Here is an 18800-nt window from a genome sequence, read left to right as displayed (position 1 = left end):
CTCGCCATCCACGCCCTGCGCCTTGGCGAGCGCGACGAAGTCGGTCGTCTCGGGCAGATCGACCCACGGGTTCTGGATGCCCCACAGCGTCATGCCCTGGCGATTGGCGTAGAGGCAGTGGTTGTTGTCGATCACGATGATCACCTTGATCTTGCGCTCCGCAAGCGTCGAAAGCTCCATGGCGTCATAGTAGAAACCGCCGTCGCCATGATAGCACACTACCGTCTTGTCCGGCGCGGCCAGTTTCGCGCCGATGGCGACCGGCAGCCCGGCGCCCAGCGACATATAGCGCGAGCCAAGCGGCATCGGCGTCACGTCCTTATAGTGGAAGGACCGGTACAGCATGAAGGCCTGGCCGCCGCTGTCGCCAACCATGATCGTGCCGTCGGGGAAGGCGTCGGCCATCCGGTCGATGACATAATATTGGTTGATCTTGCCGTCCGTGCCGCCATCGCTGCAAAGTTCGGCGTGATAGTCGAACCACTCCTTCTTGCTGGCGGCAATGCCCTCCAGCTTGGCCGGGTCGGCCGGGCGGCCGAGGCCATCCCGTTCGACGCGGTCGATCAGTTGGCGGAGGACGACCTTCGCGTCGGCATTGATCCCGAGCGAAGGCTGGAAGATTTTGCCGATCTGGTTGGGATCGATGTCGATGTGGATGACCTGGCTTGGCTTCTCCAGGTTCCACGCCCCTGTCGTCATCTGGGAGAAGGTCGTTCCCACCGCGATCCAGGCATCGGCCTTCTGCACGATCTCGTTCGCGCTGTTCCACCCGAAGGAGCCGACCACGCCCGCGAAGAGGGGATGGTCGTCGGATATGACGCCGCGGCCGCCCCAGGAGGTTGAGACGATCGGGATGCCAAGGGCCTCGGCAAAGAGGCGCAATTCCTCGGTCGCCTGAGAGAGCTGCACGCCCGCGCCGACGAAGAGCACCGGATTTCGTGCCGAAGTGATGATCTCGATCGCCCGGCTGATCGATCCATCCGACGCGGCGGGCGGTTCGGGCAGTTCGAGGGGTTCGGCCACGCACGCCGTCTGGCTGACCAGTACCTGGAAGCCGAGGTCCAGCACGCTGGGACCGGGGCGGCCGGTGCTGGCGGAGATGACCGACTGTCGTACCGCCAGGGGGAGGTCATCTGCCGTGACGACCTTCCTGGCATATTTCGACAGCTGCTTGAGCGCGGGGTAGATTTCGCCTGAATCCTGAAGCCCCTCCCTGAAGTCCAGGGCATTGTCGAGGTTGACGTCCAGCATGAAGAAGGGCGTGCTGTCCACCTTCGCGGCATGAACGACCGGGCTTGCGTGAAGAGTGCCCACGCAGTGGAAGACGCAGGCGGAGGCGGCGCGTCCCTTTATCCGGTTATAGCCATAGGACATCCACGCCCCGGCCAGTTCGGTCCGGCCGTTCATGTTCGCCAAGCCGGTCGTTGCGATCTGGTGTATGATCGCGCCGGTCCCGCCGCCGGGATAGCCGAACACCATTTCAATGCCGCTGGCATGCATGGCCTCGACGATCGCCTCGGCGCCGGAGCGGCTTGGCGGCGATCCGGTGTTCGCTTCGACTTGCGGGTCAATATCGGCCACAATGCATTCCTTTCGTAAGTCCGGTCATAAGTCCGGGGAAGTTCAGAACTTGTACCCAAGCGACACGCCATAGGTTCGCGGCGCGCCCACCAGTCCCTGGAAGTACCCGCCGGGGTTGCCCTGCTCGGCGATGAAGACACGGTACTTTTTGTCGGTGAGGTTGCGGACCCAGATGCCCGCCTGGAGGTGGTCGCCCGGGAAGGTATAGTTGATTGAGCCGTCGAGCAGGCCATAGGCCGGCTGGCTTGCGATGTTGTCGGGTCCCGCGTACCAGCGGCCCGAATAGCTGTAGTTGACGTTGGCGTTGAGCGTCCCGTCGCCGACGGGCGTTGTATAGGCCGCCCCGACGTTGAAGGTAAAATCGGGTGCGTAGGGAAGCCGATTACCCTTCGCGCTGCCGATGGTTCCGACCGCCCCACCACCTGCTGACGCCGGCTGCGGCGTGAAGAAGCCAGCATTGGGATAGGAGAGGAATTCCGACTTCATCAGCGTACCGCCGGCGGTCAGGGTAAGGTGGGTTCCGATCTTTGCGGTCAGGTCGACATCGGCGCCGTATATGCGAGCCTTCGCGCCGTTCTGAAGCACTGCGGAGGTGGGGGTGAATACGGTGACCTGCAGGTTCTTGTAGTCATAGTAGAAGCCGGCGACATTGAGCCTGACCCGGCGATCGAGCAGGTCCGTCTTCAGGCCGGCCTCGTAGGCATCGAGGACCTCCGGCTGGATGATGTCCGAGCTGGGGGGAATCGAATTGTATAGGCCGCTCTTGAAGCCCCGGTTGTAGGATGCGTAGGCCAGAATCCCCGGCGCTAGCTGCTGGTCCAGGGCGATGCGCCAGGTCAGCTTCTTGAAAGTCGTGTGCGCGTCTGTCACCCCGACCGGGAACGCCCCTCCACCGAAATCGAGCAGTGTGAAGCCATCCACGCCGCGCCGTTCGATCGTGTAGCGCAGGCCGCCTGTGATGTTGGCCCCGGTCCAGAGAGGAACCGTGACCTGGCCGAAAGCGGCGCCGGATTCCGTCGTGACCTTGGAACGGAAACCGAGCGACTGGAGCGGCGCCAGCGTCGTTCCCGTGATCGAGAAGTCGGTATATTCGGCATTGCCGTTGAGATAGAAGAGTCCCAGGACCCATTTCACCGTGGAGCCCGTACCGGACGTCAGTTGCAGCTCCTGCGAGAATTGCGACTCCTTTTCCCGCCAGGAGGCGCTGGCTCTATCGGCGGGCACTGGAATATTGCTCCATGCGACAGAGTTGAACGCCTTGCGGTAGGCGGTGATGCTGGTGAACCGAACAGCATCGAAATCATGATCCCATTGCAGGCTGCCGCCTCCGGTCCGGAAGAGATAGCGTGGCTGTTGTGCCATATTGATGTCATAGAAGCCGCCGTTGAAGGTGTAGGGATCACCGACGACGGCCGTGGGCGCGAGGGCGCCCGACGCGACATAGGGCGCAAGATCAGGTCGTTGCGCCGCCGTAGTCGCGCCCGGACCGTAATTGACGGCAGTGAACGGGGCGAAGCTGTTGAGGTAATTGCCCCTGGTTTCCGAATAGTCGCCGACGATCCGAAGCGTGTCCTTGTCGGTAGGCTCGATCAACCATTTCGAACGCACCGCATATTGGTCGAGCTTGTTCACATCTCGGCCGTTGAACAGGTTCTTGCCCCAGCCATTGCCCTGGATCGATGCGAAGGCAGCGATGTCCGCCGCGATGTTGTCTGTCACGCCGGCCGTGAGGTAGGCTTGGCCGGAGACGGTATCATAGTTGGCGTATCGAAAATTGAAGTCCCCGCCGAAGTCATGGCTGGGGTCCTTCGTTCTGATGCTGATGACGCCTCCGGTCGCATTGCGCCCGAACAGGGTGCCCTGCGGTCCCTTCAGGACTTCGATCTGGTCGATGCTGTTGAGCTGGGCGAGCGCGCCATTCAGGCTCAAGATGTAGACGCCATCGACATAAGTGGCGACCGAGTTCTCGGTGCCGGCGCTCAGCGCGGTCGTTCCGACGCCGCGCAGATGGGCCTGGGTTCCGCTCAGACTCGTCTGGATCACAAGGCCCGGAACCACTTGCGCGAGGTCCTTCGTGGATGTGATGCCCACCTGGGCAAGGCGGTCGCTCGTGACCGCCGTGATGGCGATCGGCACCTTCTGCATGCTTTCCGAGCGCTTGTTCGCGGTGACGACGATGTCGGCAATTCCGACCTCGGGCGGCCTTGGCGCATCCTGCGCCGCGGCCTCGCCGGCTGCGAGGCAACCGAGGCTCACGGCCGCAAGCATGAGCGCTGAATGCGAAAGTCCTTTAGGTGCACGAATGGTCATTCTACCCCTCCTCATTTATTTTCGAAATTATGATCCTGTCATATGCCTGCCCTCCTAACGTGTCAAGTACGTTGACTCGAATCAAATTATCGGCTGTCTTCGCAAGCGAGCAGCCGGCATGGTCTTCGGCCCTCTGATGCTGTTTGCCTACCGTCTGCCTCCCGGGGAGGACAGATTGTATTGCAGGCGCGTCGCTGTTGTCGGGAAAGGACGCCAAACTGGGCGCAAGGGAGGGAGCGTGCGCCGGCGCTACGGGAGCCGGACAGGAGGGAAAGGATGAATGAAGGACAAGCCTGAGTGCCGGATTCGACGGAGAGTTGCGTCCTTTTACCATAGCATGTCCACCACCTTTCGAATCACAGGATGAAGCTGGAAAAGACGGCATGTCTGGGGAAGGCAGCTTGCGCAGCTGATAAATTTCGAAATTATAGACTAACAATCCATGCGACCAACCTGCTGGTCCTGGTCCAGGGACCCGCCGCCTAACAGGAGAAAATAATGATTGGAGAGCCTTCATCGCGACCATGTGGCTGCATCGATGTCCACCATCATCACGGCACGCCCGAATTCGCGCAGTTCATGGCGGACACACCTTCCGATCGCATCTTTCCGCCCAATACATGGCGCGTCGAAGAGGCTTTGGCGGACATGGACGAGAGTGGCGTCCGGACGGCCATCTTGTCACAGTTTCCGCCTTACCACCTGGCAACCGCAGCCCGGAGGAAAGCGTTGGCGCGCGACCTCAATGAGGCGGCCGCCCGCCACGCGACGGACCATCCCGGAAGGTTCGGCCTGTTCACTTCGCTCCCGCTACCATCGATCGACGACTGCCTGGAAGAGATCGAATACGGCTTCGACGTGCTTGGCGCTGATGGCGTAGCCATATCCACCAGCATCGACGGGAAATGGCTGGGCGATCCCTATTTCACGCCCCTTTGGGAAGAGCTCAACCGACGGAAGGCGGTCGTCTACACTCATCCCTACACGCCAGCCTGTTGTTGCGGCCTCGTCCCTGAGATTCCGGAATATATCATCGAATACGCCACTGACACGACGAGGACGATCGGCAGCCTCATCTGGAGCGGGACCACCGAGCGCTTCCCGGACATCAAATTCATCTTCTCCCATGGCGGGGGCACGATGCCGTTTCTGATCGAGCGGTTTCTCGCCGGGACGGCGGTGGAGGTCGTCCCCGGCATTACGACCAAGGGCAAGAGTCCGCCATTCGTGCCGCCGCAACCGTCCAAGGGTATCCTGCACGAACTGCGGCGGATGTACTACGATACCGCGCAATGCTCGAACCCCATCGCGCTTCGCGCCCTTCGAGACACCGTTCTGCCTTCTCAGATCCTGTTCGGCAGCGACTACTGGTACCGGACCAGCGTGGAGACGGTTCGGGGGCTGGACAGCGCCCAGGTCTTCACTGGCCCGGAACTGGAAATGGTCAAGAACAGAAACGCAAGCCGTCTGTTCGAAAGCTGGCCCGGATCGGAAATCCTCAGCAAGATGGCTGCCCGGACAGCGCCATGACGCATTTCAGGGTCGCGTCACGACCGTAGCTGTCGTTGACGCGATCCTGCACAGGCTTTCAGGTTCCGCTATTTCGCTCTGGTCGATCCTGGCGACCTTCAGTCCGCTCCGGCGCCGCTTACAGATCGAGCACCAGCCTTGGTGATTTGGCGCCCGAACAGCAGACCATCATCGTTCTGCCCGCCCGCTTTTCCTCGTCGGTCAAGACCATGTCGCGATGGTCCGGGGTCCCGTCGATCACGCGCGTTTCGCAGGCACCGCAAATGCCCTCTTCACAGGAATAAGGGATGTCCACCCCATGTTCGACGAGCGCCTGCAAGATCGTCTGACCCGGATTGACGATGATTTCGGTCCCCGACTGCTGGAGGACGAGGGCAAAGCCCCCTTCGGTCGCGCTCTCCACGTCGGAACTGAAATATTCGAAATGAACATGATCGGATGCGATCCCCGCCTGCTCGCTCCCGGACCGGAATGCGTCCAGCATGCCCGTTGGACCACAGCAATAGACATGGGAATCCGCCGGCAGGGATGCCAGAGTGCCCTTCAGATCGAACAGTCCGTCCGTGTCGTCATGATGTGCGACGAACTTGCCTGATCCGTCCCGCGCCAACTGGTCTATTTCATCGACCAGGGCGGCCCTTTCCCGGTTGCGCGTGCAGTAATGGAGGCGCCAGGGCCGGCCGATCTCATTGAGGCGGGTGATCATCGGGATGAACGGCGTCACCCCGATGCCGCCGGCGAAAAATACCGACATCGCCGCCTGCTCGGCGAGTTCGAAATTATTGCGCGGCTTGCTGATTTCCAGGATCTGGCCGACACGCAGCATGTCGTGCATGTAGGTGGAACCGCCACGGCTATTGGCGTCGCGCGCCACCGTCAGGCGATATCCGCGCCTGTGTTCCGCGCCATTGGACAGGGAATAGCTGCGCATCATCCCGTTGGGCAGATGGACATCGACATGGCTGCCCGGGTCGATCCGGTCGGGCAGGGCGCCATCCTCCGGGCGCAGCGTGAAGGAGAGAATATCCTCCGCCGCAAGCTCGATCGCGACGATTCTGGCGGGAAAAAGTGGTTCAGTCATCCTCGGCCTACAAATCTGGTGTGGAGGTGCAAAGCCCCTGAGGCGAACCCGCCCTCCATCGGAACACCCCTTTGATAAGCCGAAGAGGGCGGCGTGGCAATATAAATCTTCCATGGAAGAAAAATTGGCCATGTCCCGCCATCCATGGCATAAGGGGTGCCGATGAGGAAGATATTGCGACCGGGGAATGCCTGCATCTGCCTGTCGATTCTTGAGCGGGGAACTGACGTGAAACTTCTGTCTGTGCTTGAATTGCCCGATCGGGTCGCGGACCGATTCCGGTCCCGCTTCACCACGATCCAGGGATCATTGGAGGATGCGGCGGATGTGCAGCCCGATATCCTGCTCTGTTCGATTCGACCCTATCGACTCGACCGGGCGGCGATCGGGAAGTTGCCCGATTCGGTCAGGATGATCGCCACCTATTCGGTGGGGCATGATCATGTCGATCTGGTAGCGGCGGCGGAACGGGGCATTGCCGTTTTCAACACGCCGGGGGTGTTGTCGGATGCCGTGGCGGACGCCGCGATGTTGCTGTTGCTCGGCGCGGCGCGACGGGCGACCGAGAGCATCGCCCTGCTGCGTGAAGGCAGGTGGACGGGGTGGACGCCCGGCCAACTGATCGGGGTAGAGCTGGGCGGAAAGACGATGGGCATATTGGGCATGGGCGAAATCGGACGCCGGGTCGCCCGCCGCGCCCGCGCATTCGGCATGGACATCGTCTACCATAACCGCCGGGAGATCGCGGGAGAGGAGGCGCGGTTCCAGCCCGACCCGCAGGCGCTGATGGCCGAAAGCGACGTCGTCCTGCTCGCCTGGCCCTCGACGGAGGGAACGCGGCGCTTCATCGCGGCGGAGACGCTGGCCCTTGCCCGGCCCTCCATGATCCTGGTGAATATCGGCCGGGGCGATTTGGTGAATGACGACGATCTGATCGGCGCTTTGAAGGAAGGACGGATATTGGCGGCGGGTCTTGACGTGTTCGACGGGGAGCCCGCCATTCATCCGGGCTATCTCGATCTGCCCAATGCTTTCCTGTTGCCGCATATCGGCAGTTCGACCTGGGAAGCGCGTCTGGCCATGGCCGATGCGCTGATCGGGGCGATCGAAACCCACGTCGCGGGCGGCATGCCGGCAAACCGGATCGCCTGAACCGCCGGTTCGTCCCGGTCAGGCCATCTGGACGACCAGCCGGAACCCCAGCACGACCATCAATATGTAGATGAGCGTGTAGAAGCGCTGGGCATCGACCTTGCGCACGAGGACGACGCCCGCCGCAGTCGCCGCCAGCGCCACGGGCAGGAGCAGGGCGCTGGCCTGAAGGTTCGCCTGCGTGAACTGTCCCAGCGCGGCATAGGTCGGGATCTTCATCCAGTTCATCGCGGCAAAGGCGATCGCGGTCGTTCCCACCAGAACGTCGCGCGGCAGCTGACGGGGGATCACCCACATCTGGAAAGGGGGCGCGCCGGCATGCGCGATCTGGCTGGCAAAGCCCGATCCCATGCCGAAGAGCGTGCCCACCCAATAAGGCGAGTTGGACCGGAGCGGCACTTTCCCGCCGCGTTCGAGCCAGAGGCGATAGAGGCCGAACAGCAGCGACAGCAGGCCGATGATGCCCGTGACGATCCTTTCATCGACCATGGCGGCCAAGGCATATCCCAGCAGCACGCCCATCGCCATGCCCGGCATCATGGCCGCCAATATCGCCCTGTCCCATGTCCGGCGGAAGGCCCAGACGCCGACAATGTCCTGCACGACCAGAATGGGCAGCAGGATTGCCGCGCCCCTGATGGGATTCACGCCCTGCGCCATGATCGGCATGGACAGCATGCCAAGCCCGGCAAAGCCGCCTTTTCCCAGCCCGGAGATCGTGACTGCAAGGATGGCGCATATAAGATAAAGCGGGTCCGGCAATGTCATGGAACAGGCTCTTCGAACAGGAGGCTCCGGCAGGCGCAGCATGGCCCCCGACGCTTTGATTATTCTTTAGGCACTGGACATTTTGCTGTAAACCTTACATGGAAGAAATTCATGATCCGATGATAATCCGGCTTGATCCGGCGATGCGGCTTCGCTCGCGACGGAGAAGACAAGAAAGGAAGAGAGGCGCGCCATGGCGACCGACGATGGCTTTGTTGAAACGGTGAACCGCACGGCCGAGGAGGGACGGACGCCCTTCTACGACCGGGCGCGGGAAAAGAGCCTGGCCCCGTTGTGGCGGGTACTGGGCGGCCTGGTGACGGAGGAGCCGCGTTCTCCCGCCGTTCCGGCGCACTGGGCCTATGGCGACGTGCGGCCCTATCTGATCGAGGCGTGCGACCTTATCTCCACCGAGGAGGCCGAACGCCGCGTTCTGGTGTTCGAGAATCCGGGATTGCCGGGACAGTCGCGGATCACGCCCAGCCTCTTTTGCGGCTATCAGATCATCCTGCCGGGGGAGGTCGCCCCCGCGCACCGGCATGTCGCATCGGCGCTGCGCTTCATCATAGAGGGGCATGACGCCTATACCGCGGTCGCGGGCGAGCGCACCATGATGGAACCGGGCGATTTCGTGATCACGCCGTCCTGGACATGGCACGATCATGGCAATGAATCCGACGCGCCGATGGTCTGGATCGACGGGCTGGACATGCACATCGTCAACCTGCTCAGCGCCAGTTTCCGGGAAGGCTATCCGGGCCGGACCCATCCTCTGGTGCGTCCCGAAGGAAGCGCGATGGCGGAGGCGGGCTATAATCTGCTGCCGGTCGATTATGAGCCGGTTTCGCAGACGTCGCCGATCTTCAACTATCCCTATCGTCGGACCCGTGAGGCGCTGGACAGGGTGAGCCGCGTGCGCGATCCGGATGCCTGCCACGGGTATAAGATGCATTATATCAATCCCGTCAACGGCCAGCCGGCGATGCCGACGATCACGACGGCGATGCAGTTGCTGCCCAAGGGGTTTGCGTCAGCATCCTATAAATCCACTGCCGGCACCATTTTCTCGGTCGTGGAGGGGCAGGGCGCGGTCACCATCGGCGACCAGCGCTTCGTCCTTGGACCCAAGGACCTGTTCGTCGTGCCCAGCTGGCATGATTACAGGCTGGAAGCCGAAACCGACCTTGTCCTTTTTTCCTATTCGGATCGTATCGTGCAGGAAAAGCTCGATCTTTTCCGGGAGTCCCGCGACCATGACTGAAATACGCTATGTTTTTTCCCCGGCGCCTCGCGTCGCCATACCCGTCCTTGGGTCGGATGCCCTCTTCCCCGTGCGGCGCGTCTATTGCGTTGGCCGCAACTATGCGGAGCATATTCGCGAAATGGGCGGGGACGAACGGCAGCCGCCTTTTTTCTTCCAGAAGCCGACCGATGCGATCGTGCTCGATGGCGCCGCGGTCCCCTATCCCACCATCACGAGCGACTTCCAGCATGAGATCGAACTGGTTCTGGCGATCGGCCGCGGGGGCAGCGATATTGCGCCGGAGCGGGCGGCGGACCATGTGTTCGGCCAGGCGGTGGGAATCGATCTCACCCGGCGTGACGTACAGGTGGAAGCGCGCAAGACCGGCCGCCCATGGGAAATCGGCAAGGGCTTTGACCAGTCGGCGCCGATCGGCCTGCTGCATCCGACCCATGGCGGCGCTCTGCTGGATGCCGGCAATATCAGCCTGACCGTCAATGACGAGGTGCGGCAATCGGGCGACCTTGCCCAGATGATATGGAACAGCGCGGAAATCATCAGCCAGCTTTCCCGGCAATATCATCTGGAACCGGGCGACCTCATCTATACCGGGACGCCGGCGGGGGTGGGGCCGATCGAGGCGGGCGATGTCGTCAAGGGCCATGTCGCCGACCTGACGCCCCTCAGCATGACGGTTGCGGGCCGCTGACTGATTGACATTCAGCGCATGGCGCTCCTTTCGCTGTTCGATGCGATCGGGGCGCCATGCGCCTTGACGCCGCGGCTCATCTTCCGCCAAGCAGGGCAATCGAACCTGTCAGGAGGATTTGCAAATGCCCCGGCCTAAAGTGGCCTATTCCCGATTTCATGCCCGGGACATCGCCGCGTCGCTGAAGCGCGAGCGGCCCGATCTCGATCAGGCGGACTATCTGTATCTGCTGTACCTCCAGCGGGCGGGGCGCATCATCGACGCCGTGCATGAAAAGCATTGCCGCACGGTATTCGGCATCAGCAGCGCGGAAATGCGCGTCCTCTTCGCGCTTCGCCGTTCGGGGCCGTCCTATGCCCTGCGGCCGACGGAATTGTTCCGGGCGCTGCTGGTCACATCCGGGGCGATTACCAAGCAGGTCGATCGCCTGATCGCCACGGGCTATGTCGACCGTCAGCCCGGTCCCCAGAAAAGCGGTGGTTTCCTGATCCATCTGACGCAAAAGGGCAGGGAAGTCGCCGATGCGGCGCTGACGGCGCTGGCCGATTCTTCCGTCGTCTCGCATTCCGCCCTGACCGCGAAGGAACGGCAGGTGGTCCTGACGCTGACCGAAAAGATCCTGCTCGATCTGGAAGACCGCATGGAAGCGGACGAAATCTGATCTTGCCGATGGAAAAGGAGGATGAAAACTCCTTTTCCATGACGAAGAATTGGGGCGGACCGGCTGTTCGGCCAGCGTGACAGACCGCCTCCCAAGCGTTCGGACCCTTTTCCCGATGCAGGCCATGCCGTTGAAACAAGCGGCCGGGCTGTATGCGCCCTTTTGCGCCCCCGATCGGCTGTGAACCGCGTCGTGAAGATGCAAACGGTGCCGCCTGCGCCGTTGACTCCCCGTCCGGCTTTCTATATTCCCTTCCATGGAAGATTTATGGAGAGGCCCGATGGTCACAAAAGCGGAAAACGAAACTCTCGTTCGCGTCGGTCCGGGAACCGACATGGGCGAATATATGCGTCGCTACTGGCATCCCGTGGCGACGTCGGCGCAACTGCCCGGGCCGGATTGCCGGCCCTTGCGCACCAAGCTGCTGGGCGAGCGCTTCGTCGTGTTCCGGGACAGCGCGGGCAAGGTGGGCATGCTGGACGAACTGTGCATGCACAGAGGCGCCTCGCTCGCGCTTGGCCGGGTGGAGGAGGGGGGCATCACCTGCCTCTATCATGGCTGGAAATTCGCGGTTGACGGCACCATTCTCGAAACCCCCAATCATGCGGATTGCAAATATCGGGAACGGCGGAAAGCGCCCGCCTATGACGTGGTGGAACGCAATGGCCTGATCTGGGCCTATATCGGCCCCAAGGAGCACAAGCCACCCTTCCGGACATTTGCCGCGGATACGGTTCCGCCCGAGAACCGCTATGTCCTGCGTATCGATATCAAGGCCAATTATCTCCAGCTCTGGGAAGGTGGGCTCGACAGTTCGCATGTGAGCGTCCTGCATACCAATCAGGCGCGCACTTCCTGGGGCATTGAGCGGGGGCTGCCGAACGATTCCAGCAAATGGACGCCGATGGACGATCCCTCGCCCGAATTTCAGGTGGAGGACACGCCGTTCGGCTATCATTATGCCGCGACGCGCACGCTTCCCCCCAGCCGTGCGGACGATAGCCAGCGCAATGTCCGCATCACGCCGGCGATCTTCCCGACCGGACGCATTATCCGGGGGCCTGTGTCGGATTTCCTGGTGTGGGAAACCCCGTCCGACGACTATTCGACCAGCACCTATATCACCGTCTATAGCAATAATCCGGTCGATAAGGACTGGACACTGAAGACGCTGGGATTGAACGACACCCGATTCTGGCGTGAGGACGATCCGGAATATAAGGCCAGCTGGGAAAATAATTTCTTCCAGGACCGGTCGATCATGGATCAGAACTGGTCCGGCTTCAAAGGCATCGAGCAGGAGGATGCCGCGATCGGCCTGTCCTATGGTCCGATCTTCGACCGCAGCAAGGAGAATCTGGTGACGGCGGACCTCGCCGTGGTCCGCGTTCGCCGGCGCCTTCTGCAAGCGGCGCAGTTGGTCAAGGATGGAGAGGCTGCCCTTGGTTCGCAGATCGCCGATCTGACGGCGGTTGCCGCGCCCGATGTCGACGTTCCGCAGGGCACCGACTGGCGTTCGGTCGCGCCCTTCCACTATGAATTCACCGTAGCCCAGGCCGCGGAATGAAGAAGCGCATTCTCGTAGGAGAGGAGTGAGAAATGCTTTCAGCCAAAGATAATGAATTGATGTGCCGGACCAATGCAGACACGGCCATGGGGCAGGCCATGCGCCATTTCTGGATTCCGGCGCTGTTGAGTTCGGAACTGCCCGAGCCGGATTGCGATCCCGTTCATGTCGAACTGCTCGGCGGAAATTTCGTGGCCTTCCGCAATAGTGAGGGCGAGGTCGGCATCCTTGACGAGATGTGCTGCCATCGCGGCGCGTCGCTGACCACGGGGCGTGCCGAGAAATGTGGGTTGCGCTGCATTTATCATGGCTGGCTGTTCGCGGCCGACGGCACCGTACTGGAAACGCCCAATGTCGCCGACGAACGCTTCAAGACGCGGTTCAAGGCGAAGTCCTTCCCGGTCAAGGAAGCGGGCGGCATCGTCTGGACCTATCTGGGTGAGGCGGAGAATCTGCCGCCATTTTACGACTTCCCCTTCATCGGGGCTCCTGCGGAAAAGCTGCTGTCGACGGTCCAGATCGTCGGCTGCAATTATATTCAGGTCCTGGAGGGACTGCTCGACAGTTCGCATTTGAGCCTGCTGCATATCAGCCAGTTCAAGCAGGACAATCTGGCCGATATCAAATTCGTCCAGAATACTGGCCATATGCAGCATAATACCGCGCCGCTGATCGAAGCGCAGGAGACGGAGTTCGGGCTGCATTACGGTGCGCAACGCATCTTCGGCGACACATCGGAAACCAACGTTACGGCGTTCATCTCGCCCTTCTTCATCCTCAATCCGAACGACATCTATATGGCGATCGTGCCGATGACGGATGAAAAATGCGCCTTCTATTCGGTCTGGTACGATGGCGAGCGCGACTATGGCCTCGATCCGCTGCGGACGGATCAACTCCACACGGTTGGTCTGGACCGGCTGGAAGAATATGGCATGACGCGCAAGTCCTTCTATACGCAGGCGGCCGGGTCGCGGGCGAACGGGTTCCGGCAGGATCGGGCGCAGGTGAGGGCCGGGCATCATACCGGCATGGGCAGCTTCGTGCAGGAAGATGCGCTGATCTGCGTGTCCGCCGGTGGCCTGCGGGACCGGGAATATGAACATCTCGCACCGGCGGACATGGCGATCGCCCAGATGTACCGCGTTCTGCTGAAATCGGCCAAGCAGGTCGCGGCGGGCGGAAAACCGATCGCCCATCAGATGTCGGTCGCCAGTCTTCGGGGCGGACGCTTTAGCGTTCCGGTCGGCACGGACTGGCGTACATTGGTGCCAGGCAATCTGCCCCAAACCAAATCCGTGGCCTGATCCGCTCACCCAATCCATGAAAAGAGCGGTTCCCGATCGTTCGGGAACCGCTCTTTTCCATATGCTGTCCGGAAAGACGGGGGTTCAGCCGAGGCGTGGGATCGCCCGTCCGCCGTTCACCTGTAGCACCTCGCCCGTGATGAAGCTTTTGTCGCTGGCGAGCCACAGGGCCGCCTCCGCGATATCCGCGGCGGTTCCCAAACGGCGAAGAGGCGTGGCATTGCGAATCCGTTGCCGGACGGCTTCATCGGCAAGCGCGTTTGCGGCCATGGGGGTGTCCTCCGTGGGACCCGGCGCAATGCTGTTCACGCGAATGCCCCGTACCCCGAATTCAGCGGCGAGGGCGCGGACCAGAACATCTCCTGCCGCCTTGGTGGCCATATAAGCGGCATGGTTCGGCAGCAGGGCCGAGGCGCTGACCGATGAAATCTGGATGATGGAGCCGTTGTCGGCCATGCGTCGTAGCACCGCCTGCATGAACAGGAACGTGCCGATGAACTGCACGTCCGTTATCCGCCGGAGTTCTTCCAGCGAAACGTTCAGGAAGGGTTTAACCTGGTTGAGTCCCGTCGCATTGACGGCGATGTCGAGCCTTCCGAACCGGTCGATCGTTGCCGCGACCAGTGCATCCAGATCGTCCTGACAGGCGATGTCACACACCGCCGAAGCGCCATTGATGGCCTGGGCAAAGCGCGCCAGTTCGTCGCCGTCGCGGCCACCTACCATGACGGAGGCGCCTTCGGCCGCGAAGCGCGCGGCGATCGACTGGCCCATATTTGCGGCGGTCCCCGCGCCAAGGATCAGCGCGACCTTCCCATCAACCATGCCCATGATATTGCTTTCCGTCAGAAAGGAGGAATGGCGGGACCATTAGCTCGCCGCCGGCACAATGGTGATGCGGAGCCGTGCCGCCTCGGTTCGGAGCTTGAGCAAAGGCGCGTAATCTTCGCTCTCCTGCCATGCCCGAAACGCGTCTTCGGAGGGCCAGCACTGGACAAGCACCGACTGTGCAAGAGGAGGGGAGCCTTCGAACAATTCGCCGCCCCGGGCGAGAAGGAGGCCGCCGCGCGCCATCAATTGTTGTCGGGCCTGCGCGCGATAGGATTCGAACTGCGCGGCATCGAATATTTCCTGAACCTCGACGACAACCAGGATTTCGCTAATGGCCAAGCTGTGTCTCCTTGAAGCCGGTCGGGCAGGATCGTGGACATTGTGCCGACGGAAGCGCGCGGTGCGCCGCGCTCTTCCGTCGGTTTCCCTCCCGACCGAAGCCGGCGGGAGGGGATGGACTCAGAACTTGCGACCCAGAGTGATGCCATAGGTCCGGGGCGCGCCCGGATTGCCGATCAGGCCGACATTTTCCAGCAGGCTGAAGGACAGGTCATATTTCCGGTTCGTCAGATTCTTGACCCACAAGCTGACGGTCGTCAGTTCATCGGACGATTTCCACTGTTCGGTCAGGCCGATCAGCGTGCGGCCCGGAATGGGGAATTCATTCTGCGGGTCACTATATTGCTTCGTCTGATAATTGACGTTGGCGGTGGTATCGAACGTGCCGATCGACGTGTCGAGCGTATAGGTCGCCGAAGCCTGCAAACCGAATTTCGGTGCGGATACGAGCTGTTTGCCCGCCGCATCGAGCGCGCCGATCGCGACGAAATTGCCGTTCGACAAATAATCGTAATTCGGCGCCTGCGGGTAGGACCGATAATGGGTGTCGAGATAATTGGCGCTCAAGGACAGCGTCAGCTCGCGAACGGGCCGCGCCACGATATCGAGGTCGATACCCTTGATGCGGGCGGACGCCGCGTTCAGGGACACGATGCCGCCGGGGCTGTAGATCTGCTGTTGCAGGTTCGAATAGTCGTAGAGGAACGCTGCGATATTCACGCGCAACTTGCGGTCGAGCAGATCGCTCTTCAGGCCGATTTCATAGGCGTCGATGCCTTCGGGCTTCACCACCGGATTGGCCGCTTCGGTGAAACCGCCAAAGCTGATCTGGTTGAAGAAGCCGGCGTTGAAGCCGCGGCTCCAGGACGCGTAAGCCAGGACATTTGGCGTCAGCTTATGATCGAGCGCCACGCGGAAGTTGGGCTTTTTGAACGTGGCTTCCTCCGTGCCCTCCGACCCGGGGATCACGGCGCCGCCGGCAGCGGTGTGGCCCGTGATCTGGCGCTTTTCGATCGTGTAGCGAGCGCCGAGCGTCAGATTGGTGTTGGGCAGGATTTCCGCCGTGCCCTGGGCATAGGCGGCATAGGCGTTCGTCTCGTCACGCGACGAGATGGCGAAACCGCCGGGGAAGAACAGGCCCTGGAACCGCGGTCCGTTGATGTTGCTCAGCATGTAATAATAATAAAGGCCGGCCACCCATTTGATGGTTTCATTGCCGCCGCTTGCCTGCAATTCCTGGGTGAAGGCGTTGCGGTGATCCTGACGGGTCAGGCGGATCGCTTCGAATTCGGTTCCGTCGAAATCGATGTCGATGTCTTCGATCAGGTGGCGGTAGGAGGTGATGCTGAGAAGCTTCACGTCACCGGCGTCCTTTTCGAGCTTCAGCGCCGCGCCGCTTTCGCGAGAGCGATAGAAGGGATCGAATTCGGAATTGATGTCATATGTGCTGGGCAGGGAAACGGTCTGGCCGGTAATCGCATTGAAGGTGAACCCGTTCAACGTGTTGGGTGAAATGCCCAGCCCCTGCTGGCCGCGCCGATAGGTATAGTCACCGGTCAGCGTGGCCTTGAACGTATCGTCCGCTTCAAAGACCAGTTTGCCGCGCACGCCCCAGCGCCTGGCCGTGTAGCTGTCATTACCGGTGGTGAGGTTGGTCCCCCAGCCGTCATTCTGGTTCAGGAAAAAGCCTGCAAGATCGGCCGCGACCTTGTCGGAGAGTTTCACCGCGCCATAGGCCCGGGCCGAGAATTCATTATAGTTCGCATAGCCGACCTGCGTATCCAGCCCCTGCCAGTCGAACGGATTCTTCGTGGTGATCTGGATCACGCCGCCGGTTGCATTGCGGCCGAACAAAGTTCCTTGCGGACCCTTGGCGACTTCGATGCTCTGGATATTGCTATAGTCGGCGCCGGTGCTGTCAAACGGCTGATAGACGCCGTCGATGAACGTCAGGACGGACGGGGACGTGCTGGTGCCGTTGTTCCCGACACCGCGAAGGAATATGGGGGAACGCGCGCCCGTGGGGTTGATCGTCAGGCCGGGTATGACCGTCACCAGATCCGCGGAAGAGGCCAGGCCGACTTTGGCAAGCTGGTCGCCGCTGAACGCCGCGACGGCGATCGGCACGTTCTGCGCGGACTCGTTGCGGCGCTGCGCCGTGACGATGATATCCGCCAGTCCTCCGCTCGAATCCTGGGTTTCCGCTTGGACGGCAGGGGTTTCCTGCGCAAAGGCAGGGGTTGCGAGCGCAACCGATCCAAGCAGAAGCGCCAGCGTCGAAGGCGTCCCTCGGAAATATCCTTTCTTCATTGTCTCTTCCCTCCAATTATTGGATTTGATTATTATCGTCCGTCGGGTGTGTTCCCGGAGAACATCCTGGAATATACGCATTGGTCGGTGACCTTCTCGACTATCATCATGCTGTTATTTCGGTTTTCTTGTTTCCTGCCGCTGCGATTGGGTTTGCATGGGCAGGGAATTCATAGGCACCCAGGCGAAGGATGACGGCGCAACTCGACACGGCCAGGGTGGTGAATATCAGGAAGGCCAGATTGTAGCTGCCGGTCAGATCATAGGACAGGCTGGCCATGAATACGCCGAGGCCGTTTCCCCATGCCCAGAATATCCAGACGGCGCCTAGGGCGCGCGACAGGGCATGCGGGGGAAAATATCGGCTCATCGTAAAGGTGATGAGGTCCGCCTCGGCGCCGATTCCCAGGCCGAGGAATATGGCGGCCAGATAGATGCCAGCGCTGTTTCCGCTAACGGCGGTGGCGATGATGCCGGCGGCAGCGAGCAGGAATATGACGGCGGCGACATATTTGGCATGAACGCGGTCGAGCAGCAGGCCGACTGCCAGACGGCTGACCCATGACGCGGCGCCCAGCAACCCGACCATCGAGGCCGCCTTGGCGGGGCTCATGCCGCGATCCGTCAGGATCGGCACGAAATTGGTGATCAGGCCCACGAGGGCGATGGAAATGCCCAGGATCGACAGGGCGATCAGCCAGAAGGTGCCTTTCGACGTCAGGATTTCCTTCAGGCCGAAGACGGGCGCGTCGGGGCGGGCCATGTCTTTCAGTGGCGGCGTTCTGAAGCAGAAGACAAGTCCGGCGAGCGCGACGATGCCCACGAGCAGTCCGATGCCGAAATAGCCGGTGCGCCAGCCATGATGTTCCATGAGCCAGTTGGCAAGGCTGGGCATCAACAACGCACCCAAACCGGCGCCGCTGACCATCAGGGCCAGCGCGACCCCTCTATTGCTGTCGAACTGACGCGAGATGGCGACCGCATAAGGCATAGCCGTTGCGGCAGAGCCGAAAAATCCTATGGACGAAAAGATCAGGCAGAACAGAAGAATGGAATTCGGCATCATGCCGACTGCCATGATCGACAATGAAAAGAGTGATACGAACATTATCGTAATCTTCCGGATCGACCATCGGCTCATGAGTGAACCCAGAACGAGACTTCCGAAACCCGATACGATGAAAAGGCAGCTGATCCCGGCGGTCGCGTAGCTTCTTTCCCAACCGAAATCGTGGGAGATATTCTTGACGAAAACGCCGAGGACATAGCTGGCGACGACACCGGTGCCCACGGCATTGCCAAGCGCGCCCGCGACAACAGTCCACCAGCGATTGATGGGTGCGTTGAACATCACCTCTCCGTTTCGGCGACGTGCGCCATTCTTATATGTTTTCTATGGAAGACATTCCGC

15 protein-coding genes are annotated in these 18800 nt (G+C 61.3%); 7 read left to right on the top strand and 8 right to left on the bottom strand.

Annotation, left to right across the window (positions count from 1 at the left end; genetic code table 11):
- On the bottom strand, positions 1-1581 hold a 1581-nt coding region (locus RUH75_RS10685; protein WP_313805629.1), incomplete at its 3' end, for a thiamine pyrophosphate-binding protein.
- Positions 1582-1623: 42 nt separating this feature from the next.
- Positions 1624-3849: a TonB-dependent receptor gene (locus RUH75_RS10680; RefSeq protein WP_313805627.1), complete on the bottom strand. Its 2226-nt coding sequence runs from the start codon at positions 3847-3849 to the stop codon at positions 1624-1626.
- A gap of 540 nt (positions 3850-4389) precedes the next feature.
- Between RUH75_RS10680 and RUH75_RS10675 the strand changes: the two genes are divergently transcribed.
- On the top strand, positions 4390-5421 hold the full coding sequence (locus RUH75_RS10675; protein WP_313805625.1) for an amidohydrolase family protein: 1032 nt from the start codon (positions 4390-4392) through the stop codon (positions 5419-5421).
- 118 nt (positions 5422-5539) lie between these two features.
- On the opposite strand, the gene RUH75_RS10670 is transcribed toward RUH75_RS10675, so the two are convergent.
- Positions 5540-6502 (bottom strand): PDR/VanB family oxidoreductase, encoded by a 963-nt coding sequence (locus RUH75_RS10670; protein WP_313805623.1) that lies wholly within the window; start codon positions 6500-6502, stop codon positions 5540-5542.
- Between the two features lie 228 nt (positions 6503-6730).
- Between RUH75_RS10670 and RUH75_RS10665 the strand changes: the two genes are divergently transcribed.
- Positions 6731-7654 carry an NAD(P)-dependent oxidoreductase gene (locus RUH75_RS10665; RefSeq protein ID WP_313805621.1) on the top strand — a complete coding sequence of 308 codons (924 nt, stop codon included), beginning with the start codon at positions 6731-6733 and terminating at the stop codon, positions 7652-7654.
- An 18-nt stretch (positions 7655-7672) separates the two neighbouring features.
- Here the strand turns inward: RUH75_RS10665 and RUH75_RS10660 are convergent, their stop codons facing one another.
- Positions 7673-8422, bottom strand: coding sequence for a sulfite exporter TauE/SafE family protein (locus RUH75_RS10660; RefSeq protein WP_313805619.1), 750 nt, complete (start codon positions 8420-8422; stop codon positions 7673-7675).
- Positions 8423-8615: 193 nt separating this feature from the next.
- Here RUH75_RS10660 and gtdA point away from each other — a divergent pair, with 193 nt between their 5' ends.
- From gtdA to RUH75_RS10635, 5 genes are all read left to right on the top strand, one after another.
- On the top strand, positions 8616-9683 hold the full coding sequence (gene gtdA / locus RUH75_RS10655; RefSeq protein WP_313805617.1) for a gentisate 1,2-dioxygenase: 1068 nt from the start codon (positions 8616-8618) through the stop codon (positions 9681-9683).
- Positions 9676-10374 (top strand): fumarylacetoacetate hydrolase family protein, encoded by a 699-nt coding sequence (locus RUH75_RS10650; protein WP_313805615.1) that lies wholly within the window; start codon positions 9676-9678, stop codon positions 10372-10374. The genes gtdA and RUH75_RS10650 overlap by 8 nt, the downstream gene beginning before the upstream one ends.
- A gap of 124 nt (positions 10375-10498) precedes the next feature.
- On the top strand, positions 10499-11035 hold the full coding sequence (locus RUH75_RS10645) for a MarR family winged helix-turn-helix transcriptional regulator (RefSeq protein ID WP_313805613.1): 537 nt from the start codon (positions 10499-10501) through the stop codon (positions 11033-11035).
- A 280-nt stretch (positions 11036-11315) separates the two neighbouring features.
- Positions 11316-12602, top strand: coding sequence for a Rieske 2Fe-2S domain-containing protein (locus RUH75_RS10640; protein WP_313805611.1), 1287 nt, complete (start codon positions 11316-11318; stop codon positions 12600-12602).
- A 32-nt stretch (positions 12603-12634) separates the two neighbouring features.
- Positions 12635-13909 (top strand): Rieske 2Fe-2S domain-containing protein, encoded by a 1275-nt coding sequence (locus tag RUH75_RS10635; protein ID WP_313805609.1) that lies wholly within the window; start codon positions 12635-12637, stop codon positions 13907-13909.
- 84 nt (positions 13910-13993) lie between these two features.
- On the opposite strand, the gene RUH75_RS10630 is transcribed toward RUH75_RS10635, so the two are convergent.
- From RUH75_RS10630 to RUH75_RS10615, 4 genes are all read right to left on the bottom strand, one after another.
- Positions 13994-14740, bottom strand: a complete 747-nt coding sequence (locus RUH75_RS10630) for an SDR family oxidoreductase (protein ID WP_313805607.1) — start codon at positions 14738-14740, stop codon at positions 13994-13996.
- Between the two features lie 39 nt (positions 14741-14779).
- On the bottom strand, positions 14780-15079 hold the full coding sequence (locus RUH75_RS10625) for a DUF1330 domain-containing protein (protein ID WP_313805605.1): 300 nt from the start codon (positions 15077-15079) through the stop codon (positions 14780-14782).
- Positions 15080-15199: 120 nt separating this feature from the next.
- Complete coding sequence (locus RUH75_RS10620) at positions 15200-17389, bottom strand: TonB-dependent receptor (protein ID WP_313805603.1); 2190 nt, start codon at positions 17387-17389, stop codon at positions 15200-15202.
- A gap of 106 nt (positions 17390-17495) precedes the next feature.
- Positions 17496-18740, bottom strand: coding sequence for an MFS transporter (locus RUH75_RS10615; protein ID WP_313805601.1), 1245 nt, complete (start codon positions 18738-18740; stop codon positions 17496-17498).
- Positions 18741-18800 lie beyond the last annotated feature (60 nt).

It is taken from the genome of Sphingobium sp. (genome assembly GCF_032153725.1).
Classification (GTDB): Bacteria; Pseudomonadota; Alphaproteobacteria; order Sphingomonadales; family Sphingomonadaceae; genus Sphingobium.
The sequence above is the reverse complement of the archived record's forward strand: the minus strand, read 5'-3'. Positions and strand labels throughout refer to the sequence as shown.